Below are 20,562 nucleotides of genomic sequence, written 5' to 3'. Positions count from 1 at the left end.
TGCGTCGCGCCTCATCACTCCGTCATCTCATGCGGATCCGTATGACTTGGCTGAAGCTATACGTGCCTCCTGGCAGAGTGCTGGGAGCCACGCTTTTTTTGGAGGACTTCCGCGCCGCTTCACTTCCGCTCTCAATTCGCAATGATTCGAGCATCAGTGTGAAGTCCGCGGGCACCACCCAATGGTTGCGTTCACATTCAGTCATCATTCAGCCGTTAACGCGTTGTCTACCAAAGAATTCGCTTGTCTATACTATGCCGATACGATTATGTCTCGTGCAAGACGAACAAGGACAACGGCAGTATGCGGGCGACACCTCTAACGACACCCCCGACAACGCATCCTTGTTCGCACAGTTGCTTGATACCGATGGCATCGGTTATGACACGGTTATCCCCGGAGATGATGGATTGATTCACACGCACCATACGCTCGCACAAGACGGTACTTCCCCAACCAATTCCGAGACTGAAACTGAACAAGATACTGTCAGCACTGACGTCAAAGCCTCGGAAACAGCGCCCAAGCAGCCGGCAACGAAAGCCGCACCGCCTATGGGTGCGGTGTTCGGGCCTGATGGATCCGTGGATTTCACCAACTCGTCAGCCGATAGCAGTGAGACGACAGGTGATTCTGAAGATGATTCAGAAGAAAAGGACGAGCCCAGCACATCCGCAGACTCGTCACAACGGAGCAACGAGGCAGCCGACGGCACCAAGGCCGCAGGTGATTCAGGATTCCAAACGCGGCATGCGTTCGCTAGAGTCGCCGCCCTCCTCAGCAAGGCATGGAACACAGTCCGCAGCGCAGTGTCCACTGCTTGGGCGGCTGTAGCCGCGTTCTTCGCCCCGGTGTTTGGTGCCATCGCCCGCGGCTGGCGCACATTCGCATCCGCCATCGCCCGCGGCTGGCACGCGTTCACATCCTTGAAAGCCGTGCAAGTCGTTTTCTCCGCCTGCAAGTTCTTCAAATCCTGCATCTGGGACAAGCGGATGCGCTTCTCCTTCGCGTTCTACACCATTGTGTTTATTGTGGTGACCGCGGCAAGTGTCATCGGCTTGCAATGGAGCGTCTACACCGAGCCGACGTATGCCAAGGGGCAGGTTGTGGACGACCAGACCAAGGCGCTGAATTCCGTCGCCGGGCAGCTAACCAGTTTCGTCAGCCAGATTTGGCTGCACCAGAGCTACCAGGCGTGGTTGAACTTCATTGTGCTGGGTGTGCTCTATCTCACGGTGATCCTGGTCATCAACCGGTTCTGGGTGGCGACCGCGATTTTCGGCACCGTGATGACCGTGTTCGCCATCGCCGACAAAATCAAGGTGGAGCTGCGCAACGAGCCGATCATTCCGGCTGACCTCCAGTTCATCACGGGCGGCAACGGCGACAGCATCATGTCATTCACCACGAAGAAGGACATGATCCTCATCAACTCCGCCGTCACCGGGGTGATCTGGCTGATTGTGGTGTGCGTGGTGTTGCAGTTCCTCGACCGGCGCCGCGGGCTGATCCCGTACACATGGAAGCGTTCGGAATTCGTCAGCGTCAAGAACATCACCGCCATGGTGTGCAGGTGGGCAACCGCCATACTCAGTGTGGTGTTGTGCGTGTCGTTTACGTGGGGGCTGCCTGTCGAGGGGTCTTGGGCGAAGAACTTTGCGACTGGGCTGTCCGACGCTCCACAGCTGTGGAACACAATGGGCGATGCGGCTGCGAACGGCCCCACCATGAACTTCCTGCGGCTCGCACACGTCAAGATTATGGACAAGCCGAGCGGGTACAGCAAGGAAAACATGGAAGCCCTCGCCAAGAAATATGCGGGCGAAGCCGAAACCATCAACCAGACGCGCACCGCGAACCTCACCGACAGCACGGTGATCATGGTGCTGTCCGAATCGTTCTCCGACCCCACCCGCGTGCCGGGCGTGTCATTTACTGAAGACCCGATGCCGCAAATCAGGGCCATCAAGTCGGCGACCACATCAGGGCTCATGCTTTCCCCCGGGTACGGCGGCGGTACCGCGAATATCGAGTATCAGGCGCTGACAGGCCTCAACATGGCCAATTACGACTCATCACTGTCCATCGCCTACCAGCAGCTGGTGCCAAAACTCAAGTGGACGCCCACGTTTAATCAAATCTGGAACGAGGCGAACGGCAAGTCCAGCTCGGTTGCGTTCCACGCGTATTCCCGCACCATGTATCTGCGCGACAGCAATTACAAGAAGTTCGGGTTCTCAAAGTTCTATGCAGCAGACGGAAAACCTATGCTTTCCAACATCACCCCTATCGACTCCGGGTGGTATGCCTCGGATTCCTCGTTCTATTCAGGTATTCTCGCCAACATCAACACCGACGCGGGTAGCAACCAGTTCGTTCAATCCGTAACCATGCAGAACCATCTCCCCTACAATGATTGGTATCAGAACAACCAATTCAAAGATTCCGGGGACACCTCGTCCGACATCAGTGACGATGAGAAAACCAATATCGAAACTTATGCAAAGGGTGTGAATTACACCGACCAGGCGACTGCGGATTTCCTCAATCAGCTCAACCAGATCAACCGTCCAATCACCGTGATTTTCTACGGCGACCATCTTCCCGGCATCTACTCGACGGCCAGCGAGAACAAACATAACCAGATTACTTTGCACGAAACCGACTACTTCATTTGGTCGAACGCTGCCTCGGCATCCGCGAATACCAAGCTGGACGACACTACAAGCGCCTACACATCCTCAAACTATTTCATGGCCCAAGCAGCAGAGCATCTCAATGCCAAGGTCTCGCCCTATCTCGCATTCCTGACCGAAATGCATGTGGCAATCCCCGCAATCTCTATTCCCGCATCCGCCGGCGATGCCAGCAAGCCTGTCTACCTGGATGCGGACGGGAATCGAATCCAGCCGAAGGATCTGACAACGCAGCAGAAAGAGCTGCTCCATGATTACCAGCTTATCCAATACGATTTGACCGCCGGCAAACAATATTTGAAGAATACTGACTTCATGGCCGTCTCAAAGTAGTCTTCAACCTCCCATGAACCCATACCGTGATACGCCAAGGTTTGTATACTTGTCGGCATGAAGCAGTCCGATACCCATATCGCAGATTCCGTAGCAGCATCGGCATGGGAAACCGTCAATCGTGTTGTTTTCCCCGTCAAAGACGCTGATTTGACCCTTCCTCTCTATGCAGTCGAGTGGACGCGTCCGCATGTAGACGCCGGAGCCCAAGACGTTCGCGTCAACCAGCTTCGCGTGGACACCAAGCATATGAATCGTCGCGATCTGATGAATCTGCTGCGCGAGGGGGCCGCGGATGCATCAGCCCCCGAGAACTCCTTCACATGCATGTCTCGCACCGAGCTGGAAGTCCACAAGGGCGGCCACGCCTCCCTGTGCACATATTTCAACGCGTTCCCCGCCTCATACTGGCGCCGGTGGACTGCGGTGAGCCACGTACGGTTTGTAGCCACGGCGGCAGGCAAGGGGAAGATCAACCTCTTCCGGTCGAACGGCCGCGGCCTGATTACCCCCGCAGGCAGCATCAATATCGATGCCGACGCTCCCACGGCGGTTTCTGGAACATTTGATATGAAAGGCCTCATGGACGGCGGATTCTTCTGGTTCGACGCCCAGGCCGCAACCGATTCCACGCTCACGGTAAGCGATGCCGGCTGGCAGGTACCGGTCGAAGAACGCAGAGCGAAGAACCGCACCACACTGTCGATTGCCATCACCACTTTCAACCGTGCACCCTACTGCATGAACCAGCTCAAGGCAATCGCTGGAGAAGCGTCCGTCCGCGAGCGCCTCGACACCATCTACTGCACTGACCAAGGCACCGATTTGGTACGCAATCAGCCGGATTTCGATGCGGTTGCCAAGGATTTGGGCAGCCAGCTCACGTATCTGCGGCAGGGTAACCTCGGCGGATCCGGCGGCTTCTCCCGTGGCATGTATGAGACCTGCAAGGCCGGCGACAGCGAGTATGTACTGTTGCTGGACGATGACGCGATCAGCGAGCCCGAGGCGATTGTGCGCGCCGTGCAGTTCGCGGATTACGCGAAACGGCCGTTGCTGGTAGGCGGCGGCATGCTGCATCTGGATAACCGTACGGTGTTGTGGTCACAGGGAGAAGATATCGACGGGCGCCAGATGCCGTTACGCAATGCCTTCGGATCCCACGATTTCGCTACGAATCCGCTACGGGACTCCCCCGAATGCCACCAGCGTTTTGACGCGCAATACAACGGCTGGTGGATGTGTTTGATTCCGACATCGGTGATTCGCGAAATCGGTCTTGCGATTCCGGTGTTCATCAAGTACGACGATATTGATTACGCATTCCGTGCCAAGGAACACGGCTATCCTACGGTGTCGCTTCCCGGCGTCGCGGTGTGGCATCAGGGGTGGCATGACAAGGACATCTCCCGTACATGGGAGGAGTATTTCATGCAGCGCAACCGTTGGATTTTCGCATTGCGGCATAATCCGGAACCTTCTCGGACCATGCCTGTGAACGTGCTTTCCGCCGATATCAATATGGGACTCCATCTGGTGTATTCCGGCATCGGATTGCACCACCGGGCCATCCAGGATCTGCTGCGAGGTCCGCAATTCATCATCGGCATCTATTCGACTGCAATGGCGAGTGTCAGGAAGCTTCGTTCGACGTTCCCCGACACCAAGGCGGTTTCCGATGTTGATGAGTTCCCGGAGCCTCGCCGTAGGTTTGTTCCACCGAGTACCCGGCCAACGACATCTATCCGGCGTGCTATCGACTGCGCGGTGAACTTCGGGAAGGCGATGCTGCTGCCACGCGACGGACGCAAGTCCACCGCCCCGGATGTAGCTGTGCCAACAATGGAATCCACATGGAACGCTTATAATGGCGTGGATTCTGCTCTGGTCACTTCCCCGGACGGCAATTCCGTCACTTGGATGCGTCGCGATGACCGTCTGTTCCGCCGGGACATCAACGAAGCGCTCCATCTTTCCAGCGAATTGAGACGCAACTGGAAACGGCTCCACACCGCATACAGCGATCCGCGTTTCACGAGCTTCGAGACGTGGGAGCGGATTTTCAAGGAGAATCCGGCACAGGAGTAATTGCAAGAAGCCACAAGCAGCCAAGCAGATAACAGCTGGGCGTGAGAATTGTCGTAATCCTCATACCCGGCTGTGTTCGTGGCGTCTAGTTGATATGGTGGAACCTTGATGAAGAGGATGTCAACAGTAGTCGAATCGTCAACCGCCAGCACGAGCGCGACACGGCGGAAATTGCGCCTGCCCCGGTTAGGGTTGTTCTGTTGCAGTCTTGTTCTTGCAATGCTGGCAGAATACTGCGCCTATCTGAACGAAGGCGGCGGCGGTAACGTCAGGCGTGCCCTGCATGTCATCGCGTTGACGGTGTTCTTCATGGTGATGACACTGGTGTTCGAGCATTTCATCAGTTGGCTGGGACGCGACTCAAAGCAGACTGAAAGCAGCCAAAGTCACCCGAGCATCCTGTCAAGACTTCTGCGACGAATCGCCCCCGATTTCACTGGCGACAGGCATCAGGCTCTGAAAGCAGCCGGGGTTATGGCAGTGTGCTGGCTGCCGTACTATCTGCTGGCGCTCCCCGGCGAAATCTGGTATGACACCGTCCAGCAGGTATTACAATGGAAGGGATTACCCAATGCAATCACCAGCGGTGCATGGTCGGATCATCATCCTGTTCTTGACACGCTCATTTTCGGAGTGTTCTATCAATTAGGCGCGTGGATCGGGCACCCGTCCGTCAGTGTGGCGTTGTACACGACCTGCATCGCTGCTGTCGCAATTGCCGTATTCGTATACACCGTCCGTTATCTCGCCAAATCCGGAGTCAGCAGGAAAGCGTATCTTGGGGCGTTTCTGTTCTTCTGTGTGTTCCCGTTTATTCCGATTTTTTCGATGGCAATGGTCAAGGATGCTGTTTTCCTGCCGTTATTCATGCTGTTCTCGGTCCAATGCATGGAAGTCGCTCGAACCAAGGGTGTCTGCCTGAAGAACCGCCGGACGCTTACTGTGTTGATCGTTCTGGCAATTCTCGTATCACTGACCAAGAAAACCGGAGTGTACTCGGTGGTGCTCGCATGTATCCTGCTCGCATTTGTCGTTGCAGGTAACCGAGCACGTGTGAAACTGCTGGGGACAGCAACCGCCAGCGGGCTGGTCATCTTCGTGGCACTCCCCTTGGTGTTATTCCCCGCCTGTCATATCATTCCCGGAGGCAAACAGGAGATGATCGCGATTCCTCTGCAACAGTCTGCACTGCTGCTACGTGAGCACGGCGACGAGTTGCCGAAAGCCGAGAAGGACGTTCTGACTGGGATACTCGAACAGGATGCAGCAGACGACTATGAATGGTGGGCTGTGGACAAGGCCAAGGGAACACACTGGACGGAACAGCGAGCGCGACTGCTCCATCCGTTTCTGCGCATTTGGGCGAAAAACGCCGTGAAATATCCGGAAACCTATGCGCGTGCATATTTCCTGCTGGAACAGGGGTGGGTCGCGTTACCGAACGCGATAGTCAATGAGAATCTTCAGTCGAATTACCTGTATATGCGTACTGCACCATCCCCAAATATCGTCACTTCAGATCTTCCACACTCCAAGCATACTCGGCTGTATGGTGGTATCGATCAGTTCGTCATTTGGCTGGGCAATCAGTTCTTCATGCAGCCGTGGCTTTCGCGGGCGTTCTGGGCCACATGGCTGCCGTTCATGCAACTGTATGAAACGGTCCGCAGGCTGTGCGCGAAAGAACTGTCTTGGACGTATGCCGCTTGGCTGGTCCCGATGCTCGTCTCGGTGCCGTTCTTGTGGATATCCGGAGGCTCAGTGACCTATGAAGGCCTACGATACCTCATGCCGATGCTCGGCATCGCGCCGATTGGGTGCGCGTTGCTGACGGTGCAACAACAACCGTCACATGCAGATAGGTAGTATGTGTACAAGCAGTACCAGCATTAGTTGCGAATGTGAATGCCCAGCCGAAAGCCGCATGCACCGACAGAAAAGGAGTAGCGCATGACAAGTATTTCCGTTGTCATTCCTGTCTACAATTGTGCCCGTTACTGCACACAGTGCATTGAGAGCGTACTGCCGCAACTTGCCGGCGACGATGAAATCATTGTTGTGGATGATGCCAGTAGCGACAACACCGTCGAGGCATTACAAGCCCTATCCTCGCAACACCACAGAATCCGGCTGATACTCCACTCCGACAACCTCGGCACGTTACGATCCCGGAGGGACGGTGTACTTGCCAGCACTGGCGACTACGTGATGCTCATCGACCAGGATGATGAAATAGCGCCTAATTCATTGAATCAGCTTCGCCAGTACATTGCAGGCAGCAAATTCGACATCATCCACTTCGGAGTGCGCGTTGTACCGGAAAATGCGGCTGCACGAAAAGCCGCCGCTGGTATGGAGGGGTTTTTGTGCCCCACTCCACGGGAGTTACACGGCCAAGACATCCTAAAACTCCAGTTCGCTGCCGAACACGGGTTTGACTGGCATGTTCACCACAGGCTATTCCGCGGCGAATTGCTGCGCCAGGCGTACAAGGCCTGCGCCGACACTCGTCTGGTTCTCTCCGACGACCTGTACATGAACTTCATCATCGACGCGTATGCGACCACCTATCTCGCACTGCCCGACTCCCCTTGGTACTTATATCATCTTGGGCGTGGCGACACCTTCGGACGCGCCTTAACGGTCGAATCCTTCGCCCGGCTCGTGCAACGGGATGCAAAAGCACTCCAGCTCATCCAGGAGTTCGTCGCCGCTAACCGGAACACCATACCGCGCGAAGACTGGGATGACCGTGTTGCGGACGTGAGAGACCGGCTCGGCGAGCACATGATGAACGAATGGAAAGATAATCTACCCGCCCCAATGCAACCCGAGGCTTTGCCTATCATCCAGCGTTCCTGGACAAGCGATGTGATCTGCGCTGAGCTATACCGGTATGTGAGGGATTATGCCTACGATTATCTTCAGCATCCCGAGGATGCCACCAGACAAGACACTGACAAGAATCTCACGTTACGGTATTTGAAGTACGCCACTGATATTGAACAGGTAACTCCTCCACTACTCACCAATATCCACTACACGCAACTTCGGGATATCGCGTATTCTCATCTTCATGACGCACGGCTTGTCTCTTCAGCGAAAGAATCCGCGCCGAATCATGTTCTTCGAAAGATCCGTGAATTCCTCCACAGAAGATAAGCACTGGTAAGCACTAGCGATATTCTGTATTTCCGCGCAATTCCCGGATGATGCATGATGCAGGCCCGTGCCGTCATCATGCATCATCCGGGAATCGTTCGATTAGTATGCGTCCGATCAACGAACTCAATCAACGTACCCAATCACCATCTGAGCTTGAAATGCCCGTCATACTGGTTGAGATTAGGATTGATGAATTCACCGCGGTGCAGCGAGCTATCCCATTTCGCATAGAAACGCGCCTGCTCGTTTATTGCGCGAAGCTCTTTGTGTACGTCCTGCTCGTCGCGTCCGCGGCTCGTATGCTCGTTGTGATACAGCTTCGCCTGGGGGTTGAATACTACAAGGTATCCTTCTTGCCGGGCCTTGAGGCACAGGTCGACATCATTGAGCACAACGGCAAGCTGCTCGTCCAGTCCTCCGATTTTCGTGAACAGCGAGCGCCTGATCATCTGGCATGCTCCTGTGATAGCCGCACAATCCCAGGGGTATCGCATGGTTTCCATATAGCCGCCGTCTTTGTATGAGAGCAGTTCACCGAAATACCCGCAATGGTCCATCGAGGCCCAGATGCCTCCGTGCTGCACCAGATCATCGTGGAATAGCAGTTTTGCGCCTACTACGCCGACTTCGGGTCGCGCGAAGAAGCCGACCATGGAGGTCAGCCAGTCCTCGTTGATGGCTTCGGTATCGTTGTTGAGGAACAGAATCAGTTCGCCGTCGCATTGAGAGGCACCGTAATTGCATATGGCGGAGTAGTTGAACCCCGTCCCTTTCCATGTGACGACATGGACTCGGGCATCGTCCTGTTCGATGTCACGGTAATATTCGAATGTTCGGGGGTCCTCGCTGTTGTTTTCCACGAGGGTCACATCGAAATTCGGGTAGTTTGTGGCATGTAAGACGCGTTCGAGACACTTGGAAAGCACATCGACGTGATCCTTCGTCGGGATCACGATACTGACTTTGGGCGGTTGATTCCAATGATATTCGGTACGATATCGGAACGGGAGCTCAGAATCATGTACCGTCGCATCAACGCCGATTCTCTCGTAGTGCCGTGTCAGGGCGATTCTTCCTGCTTCCTGGGCATACGGTTTGCTGTCTGGATTGGTGCTCGTGGAATTCCGATGCATGCGCCAGTGGTAGAGCATTTTGGAGACATTATGGATTTCTCGCGCCTGCTCAGCGCATTTCATGGTCAAGTCGTAATCCTGCGCCCCGGCGACGTCGGATGGCGACAACTCCACCTGCTCAAGTACGTGACGACTCACCATGAGCATATGTGTGATGTAATTGTTGACATTCAGCAGATCAGGGTTGAAATCGGGCTTGAATATCGGCTTCCAGTAATGACCCGACTCATCCATGAGGTCTTCATCGCAGTACAGCACATCGCTGTGAGGGTGGTCCCTGAGGACGCACATATATTGATACAGCGTATCCGGCTCAATGACATCGTCGTGGTCCACAAAAGCGATGTAGTCGCCTTTGGTCTGGACGATTCCTGCATTCGTGTTGTCGGCGATGCTTTTGTTTTCTGCATGAACGATGCGGAACCGCTTATCATTGATTGACTCGAGTTCGCGTTCCACGGTACCGTCGTCATTGCTGACATTGACGAAGACGACTTCGAAATGCGCATACGACTGTGCTTTCAACGAGTCGATCAACGCATGCAGATACGGGATGGGGGTGTTGTAGACAACCGTGACGATGGAAATCAACGGGTTGTTATCCCATGTGTCGCAAATCTGCCGCTGATTGTCGATATCGGCGAATGTGGCGCGATGCTGTTCGAACCAGACGCTGTATCCTTCATCGTTGAATACGTGCTTGGTCAGGTCAAGCGCGCCGGTAAAGAAACCGCTGAACGAAGACGCGGGGATGCACGTGAAATTGCCGTCCCCGTGTTTAGGCGTAGCGCAGATGCACAAGGTCCGTGGGGTATCGGACAAACGAATCGCAGCTACGATTTGCCGAATCCGCTGGTGTGCATCATGCGGATCGGTAATGACTGAATCCTCGAGAATGCAAGGAGTTACTTGGATGGGTGCGGCAGAGCCGTCGTACACTGCGATCTTGCAGGGAGCTTTCGCCTCGCTGTCTTGAAGAACAGGGTAGCGGACAGTGAAACGACAGGATACTTCATGTTCCTCGACCGGATAAATCCCGGTGATGTAGACATACGTCCCGCCCGACAGCCGCCGCTGATCGATATCACGCATTGACGCCGCGGTCTCCGGGCGAAGCCGGTAAGTCAGTCTTGAACGGATTCTTGTCGCAACGTGTCTGAACGGTATTGTAGCCAGCGTCTCGCCGGATTCACGCGACGCGAGACGGATAGTCAGGTCAATTCCCTCAAACAGCGGAACGACGAGCACGAACGAATATTGGCGGTCACCGGCGGTTTCTCCCCACTGTCTGCTGGCTGTAGGATCTTCTCCGGGGAAGCTGAAACGGTATATGGGGCATGGAAACACGGTGCCGTCATCTTTCACCGCTTCCGCACGCAGCTCCCCGGGATCCGTGTCAGTGCAAATCGAGATATAACCTTTTCCTGTACCCCTGCACAGTGCATTGACGGTGAACGACATCAGAGACCTTTCTGTACTGTTTGTCTAGCAGCTACCGCGCGATAGCACGCGCATCAGGCGAGAACACACTCACTGCTCTTCAATGGGATGCTGGCGGGTGGCAAGTTGCTCGTCAAGACTTTGATAGGACATCGAGACCTTGTTGATCAGGGCGAAATTGTCTTTACCCTTGTTGTCACGCAGCGAGAAATCGCAGCAGTTCTTTTCACTGGTAAACGCGATCATCTCGGCGGTGGAAGGATGCGACCCGTCCCATGTATGCATGGAAGCGACCAGACGAAAATCACCATTATTGAACAAATCCATCGGAAGATGGAAATGTACGGTATGGTGGCCCCGCTGCGTCAAGTCGAAACTATCGCCGTACGGCAAGCCACCGCGACGTAGGTCGTGCAAAGCCAGCGCCACGTAGAACGGTTTGTCTCCCCGATAGTCGTATTCGACCTCGAAGTCGAATCCCCCGTCGATGGTGCATAGCGGCTCACGAGTCGGCCTTACTGCCAGCACCGGTACCGTATCGCTCAATCCCAATGGATGTTCGGGCTGGTCTTCACCGCCGTTCTCGCCGGTGTTCTTCTTCTGCTCCTTCTTCTCCTGTCGGAGATTCTCAAGCGTATACCGGTCGGCGACATCGTCCTTGTTGCCTGATGCGATGATCTCACCGTCTTTGATGAGAATGGCGTTGTTGCAGTACTTCTTGACCGCGTCCATCGAGTGGGTGACCAGAATGACGGTTTTCGTCGGGTCTTTTTTGATCTGCGCGAAGAAGTCGTCGCACTTGCGCTGGAAGGCTTCATCACCAACGGCGAGCACTTCGTCGAGCACGAGAATGTCACCCTGCGCCTTGATAGCGACTGAGAACGCGAGACGTACCTGCATGCCGGAAGAATAGTTCTTGAGCTTCTGGTCCATGAAGTCGCCGAGTTCGGCGAAATCGACGATGTCGTCGTACATGGCGTCGATCTCTTCCCGGGTGAATCCCAGCAATGCGCCATTGAGATAGACGTTCTCGCGACCGGTGAGTTCCGGGTTGAATCCGACGCCCAGTTCGATGAACGAGACGAGCTTGCCGTTGACCGTAACCGTACCCTTATTCGGCACGTAAATCCCAGAGATAATCTTCAGCAGCGTGGATTTGCCTGAGCCGTTGCGGCCGACGATACCGAAGAAATCACCCTGTTTTACCTCGAAGGAGATATCACGCAGCACCTTCTGCTCAGTGAATCCGCTCACCCCCTTCGTCCAGTTGAGGAAGGCCATCTTCAGCCCCGTAGCCTGCTCGGTGGGCAGACGGAACGATTTGGCCACATGCTGCACAGACAGGACGACAGGGCGGTCGTCTTCCTTCTTCGCCGTTTCCTTGCTTGCCATTACAACACCTCCGCGAACTTCGCGCTGTATTTGCGGAACACCATGATGCCGACACCGAGAATCACCGCGGACAGCAGGTACGGAATCAGGCACACCAGCGGGTTATGGACGATATCCCATACCGTGGGAACGTATTGAGGCGACAGCAGATTATGCCGGATATCCATGATCGCCTGTGAGGTAGGGCTCAGCATGAGCAGGCCCGCAGCCCAGCTGAACTCCGGATTGTTCTGGACCATCGAAATCGGGTAGATGATAGGGGTCGCATAGAACAACGCTTGAAGTACGACCTCCCAGATCTGAGCGATATCGCGGAAATACACGAACATCGTCGCCAAGATGAGCGCGAAGCCGAGCGTGACCGCATACAGCTGGATGATGCTGAACGGCACCAGCAGAATGCGCCAGGTGTATTGCGCGTGGGCGAAGAAGCCAAACAGGATCACCACGGCAAGGTTGATACCCAAGGAGATCATGGAACCCATGGTGGTGGACGCGACCACGATGTAATTGGGGAAATGCACCTTGCGCAGCAGATCGCCGCGATCGACGATCGAATGCATGCTCATACTCGTCGCTTCGGAGAAGAACCCCCACAAGCTAGTGCCGCACAGCAGTGAGATGGGGAAGGTTGGGGTTCCATCAGTGAACTTGAGGAACTTGACGAAGACCACATACATGACGGCGAACAGCATCAGCGGCTTGAGCGCCGACCATACCACGCCGAGGAACGATCCCTGGTAGCGGAGCTTGAAGTCGGTCTTCACCAGCTCCTTGAACACCACCATCGCGTAGTGGTATTTCTTCTGTATACGTTCGAACATCTGCTTCACAAAGAACCTACTCTATCAGTCAATACCAACAGACAGCGTCATGGTAGCGCACCCCGTCCGCGCCTGTTGCAATTCGCATCCAATCAGCACAACTCCCCTACTCCTCCGGCCGCGTGCGACAAGCAGTGGCCTCTTGCGCACCCATACGGGTAGACTGGTTCCGAATGATAGCGAAACGAGGAAGCATGCCACAGGTCTCCATTGTGATCCCGGCCTATAATGTAGGCCCGTATCTCCAGCGTTGTCTCGACAGCGTTTGCAACCAGACTCTTCATGACATTGAAATCATCGTTGTCGACGATGCAAGCACGGATGACACCCCGGAAATACTGCAGAAAGCGGCGCAGCAAGACCATCGCATCGTGGCGTTACGGCATGACGAGAACAAAGGCCTCCATCTCGCCCGCAAGACAGGCGTTCTGGCCGCTACCGGCGCATACACGCTCATGCTCGACGGCGATGACGAACTTGACCCGAACATGTGCGAGCAGCTTGTCGCCAGATTCTCGGGAACTCATGCCGACATGCTTCATTTCGGCATTTCGGTGATTGGCGAGAACGGAATCAGCGCCACTGATGCGGCCTCATTCGCCTCTTTCATCAATGCCCCCAGCCAGCTGCTGCACGGAAGCGACATTCTGCGTGCGACATTCGATGAGAACAACGGCCAGACCATGGATTGGCGGGCCACCCAGCGCATCTTCAATACGGAACTGCTCGTACGCGGATTCAACGCCATGACCGATACCCGTCTCGAACGCGCTGAAGACGCATACGAGATGTTTGTGCTTTGCGCGTTGGCTGATTCATGCGCACCAGCTGAAGATATCCGCGGGTATCGTTACCACTACGGCATCGGTGTAACCGGCGTTTCCCAGATTTCCGCTCAACGGTTCGGGGAATTCTGCAACCAGTTCCACGCCTGCATCACAGCATCCGAGGATTTTGCCAAGACGCATGCGGCAATCGATTCCATCGACGATTGCCTGGCCGGATTGAAACATAAGTCCATAGAGCTTCTCGCAAACGACTGGCTGACACGAGTTCCCGAAGAGGAGAAGCTTGCGGCCGCCCAACAGATGAACGATGTGTTCGGCGCGGATACCACTTGCCGCGAAATCTGGCGTTTTGTCAGAGATCGCGCATATTCATTCGTGGCTACCTCCACAGCTCCTGAAGATGCCGACCCTTTGTACGCTTGGGCAGACATTGCAACAACGATAGAGAGCGGCAGCGCTGATTCCCCAGCCACGCATCGTTTCCGTACCATGAAGCGCACCGCACAGAACCACTTGAAAGAGCTCATGAACATCTCGCAGATGAATCGATATCAACAACAGCGCATCCGCATCTTCGTAACCACCCACAAGGAGGTTGACAAGCCGCAGAGCGATATTCTCCAGCCGGTTCAAGTCGGGCCGAAGACCACACGATTCCCGTGGGCGTTCCAAGACGATGAGGGCGAGAACATCGCCGACAAGAACCCGATGTACTGCGAGCTGACCACGCAGTACTGGGCGTGGAAGAACGTCGACGCCGATTATTACGGATTCTGCCATTACCGCCGCTATTTCGACTTCTCGGGTGTTGAGCACAAGGAGAACGCGTACGGTGAGATCATGGATGATTACATCGACGCCGCCAGCATCAAGCGATACGGCCTCGATGACGAATCCATCAAGAAGGCGATTGCCGGCGCAGACGTGGTGACCACGCGTTGGGGCAACCTGCGCGAGATTATCGAGGGCTATGGATCCCCCATCAAGATCTACCAGCATGCGCCGAAGCTCCACCTGCGTGACCTGCGGCACATGTATGATATCCTGTGCGAGATGCACCCGGATTACAAGACCGATGCCGACGCGTTCCTGCATGGGCATCGTTCCTGCTTCTGCAACATGTTCATCATGCGCAAGGATATCTTCCAGGATTATTGCGCATGGCTGTTCCCGATTCTCCAGAAGTTCGAAGAGACGACGGACATGTCCCTGTACAGCAAGGAAGCCTTGCGCACGCCGGGGCACCTGTCCGAACGGCTGCTGAACATCTATTTAATGCATCACAAGCGCATCGGCAGCGGCTGGAAGGTCAAGGAGCTGCAGTGCGTGCACTTCACTCATCCGGAGCCACACCACCCGCTTGAGCGGCTTGCCGACGAAATCGACCCTGCGACAGTGGTCCCGGTGGTGTTCGCAGCAGACAACAACTATGTTCCGCAGCTGACGACCACCATCTACTCTGCAATGACCAATGCCGATCCTGACCGGTATTATGACGTCACTGTCTTGCAGAAGGACATCGCCTGGGAAAACCAGGAACGTATGCGACAGTTCTTGCTCGGCAGGTTCAAGAACCTGAACTTGCGCTTCGCCGACGTGAGCCGTGAGATCTCAGGCTACGACCTGACGACCAGCAATGCGCATATCAGCATTGAGACCTACTACCGCTTCCTGATCCAGAAAGCCCTGCCGTTCTACGACAAGGTGCTCTACCTCGATTCCGACATCGTCATCAACGGCGACATCGCGCAGCTGTACGACACCGAACTCGGTGATAACCTGTTGGCCGCCGTGCATGACATCGATTACCAGGGCAACCTGAACATGAATGACGGCAAGCGGCTGAAGTACACGAACGAGAAGCTGCACATGAAGCACCCGTTCCAGTACTTCCAGGCAGGTGTGCTCGTACTCAACACGAAGGAGATGCGCAAGGCGTACAGCATCAAGCAGTGGCTGGATTACGCATCAGACCCCGACTTCATCTACAACGACCAAGACGTGCTCAACGCGCACTGCGAGGGCCGTGTCGTGTTCCTCGACTGGTCCTGGAACGTGGTCCATGATTGCGCGAACCGCGTGGCAAACGTGTTCTCCTTCGCACCGAACGATTCCTATGATGCATACATCGCATCCCGCAAGGATCCGAAGATCATCCACTACGCCGGATTCGAGAAGCCGTGGGTGAAACCGGACTGCGATTTCGCGCCCGTGTACTGGAGCTACGCAAGGCAGACACCCTTCTATGAGCAGCTCATCGGCAAAATCGTCTCTCCCAATGCGAAGCCGATCGGCGGCCCGAAGCCACCACGAGCCGTCGGCGAAGACAACGTGCTGAGGAAGGTTGTCGATCCACTCGCGCCGATTGGGTCACGGCGGCGGGAAGTGCTCAAGAGCGTCGGGCGCGCTGTGCGCGGGCGGTGAGCTGACCGCACTGTCTGTTTTACAACATGTCATCATACGAGAAGGGAAGAAATACAATATGACGGCCGAAACAACAGGCGCGGCGACTGTTCATCCCGTACTGGCAGAACAACAGGCAACAACTCAGGTAAAACGCCACTGGCTGTTTGTCGACGTGTTGAACGTCATTGCGTGTATCGCGGTGGTCTGTTTGCATACCTCGCTCGGGGCATTCCACCCCGAGCAGACGATGTTGTGGAAACGCCAAGTTGCCATGCAGTCACTGTTCATCTTTGCCACGCCGATATTTTTCATGATCAGCGGCATGAACCTGCTCGGGTATCGCAAGAAGTACAATACCGCAACATTCTTTAAGAAGCGCGCCTGGCGTACAGGCCGCGCGCTGATAGTCGGAAGTGTCGTGTGCTATCTGGTATTCGGACTTTTCCCGTCTTCGTTCTACGGCACCGATGCGATTTCCGCCGACTTCGGCATCATCGGTTTCACGAAGCATTTCCTGACCAATAGCATCAATGATATCTACTGGTTCTTCTACTCGATTCTGTACCTGTATATGCTGACCCCGCTGCTCAGCAAATGCACAGAACGCAAGACCATGCGGTATCTCATCGCCGTGACAGGTTTCGTAGCGGTTATTCTGCCATTGTTCACACACCTTGGCGTCCCCTCGAAGTACTTCGGGCAACTGTTCGGATGGCCTCTGTTCGCTTCTGTCTCACTACTCTACTTTGCGCTTGGTTACTACCTGAACAACTATGTCATTCCGGTTGTCAAACCACACCTATGGATGGCGTCAATCGCGTTCCTGCTGTCGTCCACCGCTATGTTCTTTGCCACACTGCTTAATAATGGCTGGTGCTCTGCCGCCGGTTTGAGCAGCGAATATATCAATTATTGGTCCGGCACGACCTCACCGCTGGCAGTCATCCAGGCAATCAGCCTATTCTTGCTCTTTGCATGGCTTGAGCCGAGATTACGGCACACACCTGCGTCATTCTCAAAAGTGATCCGCATATTGTCAAGCGCGTCGCTTGGCGTGTATCTGTTCCATATTCTGTTGGTTAATCAGCTTCTTGTCATACCAGTACTGCCTAATCTTCCTCTGTTAAGGGGACTTTTGTACTATGCAATAACTGCCATCTTCGTGCTGGCTGTTAAGCAGCTGATTATGAAAATTGAAGAGCAGCTACATAGCAATACTCGTTGATAGACAAGCAAATTCTATTTCATGGCTTACCATAAGGGGTTTAAATTGAGCAAGACAGGATTGTCTATACCACATCTTCATATTAACAGATTTGTTAAGAAATTACGATCAGACAATGGTAATGAAATCTCCAGCAACGATATGAATGCCACAAATATTCATTCATGGCATCATGGACTACTCTTCCCAGTAGTTCTTGGTCTACTTTTTGCTTGCGGCACTAATGCAGCTGTCTTCGCAAATATCCCTGTAACATCTCTTGCGTTTTGGGCCCAAGCCTTACTGTTCAGCCTATTATTCATGCTTACGTTCCGCTGCTGCGACAAGCTTGTCATCTACGCGATTTCTCATAGCAGCATTTCCGATCACACCACAGGATCGGCCAATATCAGCAGGCAATATCATTTTGAGTATTGTGCCAATGTAAAATCATTACTCAGGAATAGCCTTCGTTTTTTCGTATGCTGGGTTCCTTATCTGATACTACTTCGCCCTGGAATCGTGTACTGGGATACAGGTGATCAACTCGCTCAGTATTTCGGTCACTCTGTGTTCGGGCAGGAACCCGGGGTAATATGGGACCATCATCCGTTCCTTGATACTTATCTCTATGGAGCATTCCTCAGCATCGGTAAGTCAATCTTCAACTCGTACAATGCTGGAATCTTTCTGTTTAGTCTGGTTCAAGAATGCTGTCTGGCTATCGCATGCGCATATGCTCTGAGAATTCTGGTTCTAAGAAATCTCGCAATAAAAGTTTATAACATCCTCGCCTGTTTTCTCGCGTTCTTTCCCATCGTTCCAATCACCGGAATGATTATGTCAAAGGATGTAACTTATCTCATTGTTTTTATTGTTTGGACTGCTATGTATGTTGAAATAGCCAGCACCAAGCTCGAAAAGCTCACGCATCCGGTTTTTACAACCCTATTCGTGATTATCACACTCATTCTTCCCTTGACGAAGAAGACAGGTTTGGCTATTGTTGTTTTTTCATTGCTGTTTTTGGTATTCATCAAACACTCCAAAGTATTATTGCGTGTTACATCAGTCTTCATTGCAGTCTTGGCCGTTCTGTCGACGTCCACCGTTGTTCCTAATTTCATATATTCGCACACACGTGTAATCAAAGACGATGGCCCATCTGCAATTGTGATGCCAATATTGATGCTTGCCCGCGCATCGCATTATCATCATTCTGATATTTCTGAAGAAGAGCGTGCGGCAATAGATGGATATCTCATTAACGATTGGGATTCCATTGGCAAATCCTATGCACCGTTCACATCAGACTCAGTCAGCGGATTCGCATACCAGCCAATGCACCAAACCAGCTCGTTCACCGATTTTGCGAAAGCTTGGATTCGTGTCGGGCTCAGACATCCCGGGACATACATCACGTCATTCTTCTGTGAAGAATCTGGCTGGATTACTTTTGTTGGCAGCACAAGGTGGACTGGATCCACAAGCTACTCGGATACGCGCCCACAACAACTAGAGTTACTCACATCGTCTCACACGAATGAAGATACCTTCGGTAAGGTTATGCCCAGTAATCAGCCCAGCCCATCAAGCTCATTCGTCAGTTCAATAATGAATACCGCAAGAACGACACCGGTGGTAAACGTACTATTCAGTACCGCATTCTGGACCGCTATCATACCGTGCTATTTATGCTATATCTTATGGATTCGAAGAAAGAGTTCACAGAACATAGGTTTCTCAGGAATAATACCTTACTTGTGCTCGACAATACTGCTGTTCGCTTGCCCAATCTCACTCTCGACGACCGGCTCATCTGACCCAACTCGCTATGCTCTCGCGTCCGTATTATTTGCACCATTGATGATAGGATATGTCTATTCGACTCAGAGCGATAACACGAAGTCTTCTGCCTCGACTGGCACTCATGCATTTCTTGCATCCTCGCTATAGTGATACCCGTGCAAGAGAATACCAAGGTCGCGGTGCTTCTGCCGTGCTATAACGAGGAAATCACCATCGGCAAGGTGGTGCGTGATTTCAAGGCCGCGTTGCCGGGTGCTGACGTGTATGTGTACGACAACAACTCCACTGATCGCACCGCGGAAATCGCCACCGCCGAGGGCGCGATCGTCCGCAAGGAGCCGCGTCAGGGCAAGGGCAACGTGATCCGCGCCATGTTCGAGGACATTGACGCCGACGTGTACGTGATGGCTGACGGCGACGACACCTATCCGGCGGACGCCGCCCCGGACATGGTCGCGAAAATCCTCGAAGGATACGACATGGTGATTGGCGACCGTCTGAGCTCCACATACTTCCAAGAGAACAAGCGGCCATTCCACAACTTCGGAAACCGGCTGGTCCGAGGCTCGATCAATGGCCTGTTCGGCGCCCATGTCACCGACATCATGACCGGGTACCGCGCATTCTCCTTCGGTTTCGTGAAAACCTACCCGGTCCTGTCCCGCGGATTCGAGATCGAGACGGAGATGACCATCCACTCACTCAACAACAATCTCCGCCTCTACGAGATGCCCATCCAATACCGCGACCGCCCCGCCGGCTCCGTCAGCAAACTCAACACCGTAGGCGATGGCGTGAAGGTCATGTCAACGATTTTCCGCATGATCCGCGAGTACAAACCGCTCCCCTTCTTCGGCGGATTGGGCACAATCATCGGAATCATCGGCATCATTCTCTGCGGGCAGGTGGCATCGGAATTTTGGGCGACTGGCATGGTCGCGCGGTTCCCCACACTGATCGGCGCAGTCATGCTGGTCATCGCAGGGCTGCTGCTCATCGTCGCCGGAATCATTCTCGACGTCATGGCCAAGAACGACAGGAAGACCTTCATTCTCGAGGCCAACCGTTTCACATATATGAAGCGGCATCTGGCCGACAGGTGGTAACTCTTTCCGATGAGACGGTGTCTGAACGACAGTCATCCAACTCCACTTCAGATGATAATGCCGGTGTTGTAGGTACCCGTAGTGCACACGAAGGCGTATCTAGCCTTTCTGTAGTACCTCGCGGGTCGTATCTGCGTTATCTGTGTGCGCACATGCCCGGTGCCTAAGGCACGACCCC

General features: G+C 54.1%; 11 protein-coding genes. 8 read left to right on the top strand and 3 right to left on the bottom strand.

The annotated features are described in order from the left end of the window. Positions 1–275: 275 nt before the first annotated feature. The 4 genes from ACZ41G_RS01590 to ACZ41G_RS01575 all read left to right on the top strand — a co-directional run bounded on the left by ACZ41G_RS01590 (position 276) and on the right by ACZ41G_RS01575 (position 8,279). The gene (locus ACZ41G_RS01590; protein ID WP_464145553.1) at positions 276–3,029 is read left to right on the top strand and encodes an LTA synthase family protein; all 2,754 of its coding nucleotides are present in this window, start codon (positions 276–278) and stop codon (positions 3,027–3,029) included. A gap of 57 nt (positions 3,030–3,086) precedes the next feature. Next, positions 3,087–5,117 carry a glycosyltransferase gene (locus ACZ41G_RS01585; protein WP_464145551.1) on the top strand — a complete coding sequence of 677 codons (2,031 nt, stop codon included), beginning with the start codon at positions 3,087–3,089 and terminating at the stop codon, positions 5,115–5,117. Positions 5,118–5,288: 171 nt separating this feature from the next. Next, a complete protein-coding gene (locus tag ACZ41G_RS01580) occupies positions 5,289–6,983 on the top strand; it encodes a DUF6020 family protein (protein ID WP_464145549.1) in 1,695 nt (564 codons plus the stop codon). An 84-nt stretch (positions 6,984–7,067) separates the two neighbouring features. Further along, on the top strand, positions 7,068–8,279 hold the full coding sequence (locus tag ACZ41G_RS01575) for a glycosyltransferase family 2 protein (protein ID WP_464145547.1): 1,212 nt from the start codon (positions 7,068–7,070) through the stop codon (positions 8,277–8,279). Positions 8,280–8,422: 143 nt separating this feature from the next. Here ACZ41G_RS01575 and ACZ41G_RS01570 read toward each other — a convergent pair whose 3' ends face one another. The 3 genes from ACZ41G_RS01570 to ACZ41G_RS01560 all read right to left on the bottom strand — a co-directional run bounded on the left by ACZ41G_RS01570 (position 8,423) and on the right by ACZ41G_RS01560 (position 13,071). Continuing rightward, positions 8,423–10,507 (bottom strand): glycosyltransferase family 2 protein, encoded by a 2,085-nt coding sequence (locus ACZ41G_RS01570; RefSeq protein WP_464145545.1) that lies wholly within the window; start codon positions 10,505–10,507, stop codon positions 8,423–8,425. Between the two features lie 438 nt (positions 10,508–10,945). Then, on the bottom strand, positions 10,946–12,247 hold the full coding sequence (locus ACZ41G_RS01565; protein ID WP_464145543.1) for an ABC transporter ATP-binding protein: 1,302 nt from the start codon (positions 12,245–12,247) through the stop codon (positions 10,946–10,948). After that, positions 12,247–13,071, bottom strand: coding sequence for an ABC transporter permease (locus ACZ41G_RS01560; RefSeq protein ID WP_015449917.1), 825 nt, complete (start codon positions 13,069–13,071; stop codon positions 12,247–12,249). Before ACZ41G_RS01560 ends, ACZ41G_RS01565 begins: the two co-directional genes overlap by 1 nt. A gap of 194 nt (positions 13,072–13,265) precedes the next feature. Between ACZ41G_RS01560 and ACZ41G_RS01555 the strand changes: the two genes are divergently transcribed. From ACZ41G_RS01555 to ACZ41G_RS01540, 4 genes are read left to right on the top strand one after another with little or no spacing between them, the layout of a single operon-like run. Further along, positions 13,266–16,283 (top strand): DUF4422 domain-containing protein, encoded by a 3,018-nt coding sequence (locus ACZ41G_RS01555; RefSeq protein WP_464145541.1) that lies wholly within the window; start codon positions 13,266–13,268, stop codon positions 16,281–16,283. A 58-nt stretch (positions 16,284–16,341) separates the two neighbouring features. Beyond that, positions 16,342–17,490, top strand: a complete 1,149-nt coding sequence (locus tag ACZ41G_RS01550) for an acyltransferase (RefSeq protein ID WP_464145539.1) — start codon at positions 16,342–16,344, stop codon at positions 17,488–17,490. Between the two features lie 21 nt (positions 17,491–17,511). Beyond that, positions 17,512–19,425 carry a DUF6020 family protein gene (locus tag ACZ41G_RS01545; protein ID WP_464145537.1) on the top strand — a complete coding sequence of 638 codons (1,914 nt, stop codon included), beginning with the start codon at positions 17,512–17,514 and terminating at the stop codon, positions 19,423–19,425. An 8-nt stretch (positions 19,426–19,433) separates the two neighbouring features. Then, complete coding sequence (locus ACZ41G_RS01540; protein ID WP_464145535.1) at positions 19,434–20,384, top strand: glycosyltransferase family 2 protein; 951 nt, start codon at positions 19,434–19,436, stop codon at positions 20,382–20,384. Positions 20,385–20,562 lie beyond the last annotated feature (178 nt).

Source organism: Bifidobacterium porcinum (assembly GCF_055378475.1).
Note: the sequence above shows the minus strand (reverse complement) of the source record. Positions and strands in the feature narration are given on the sequence as shown.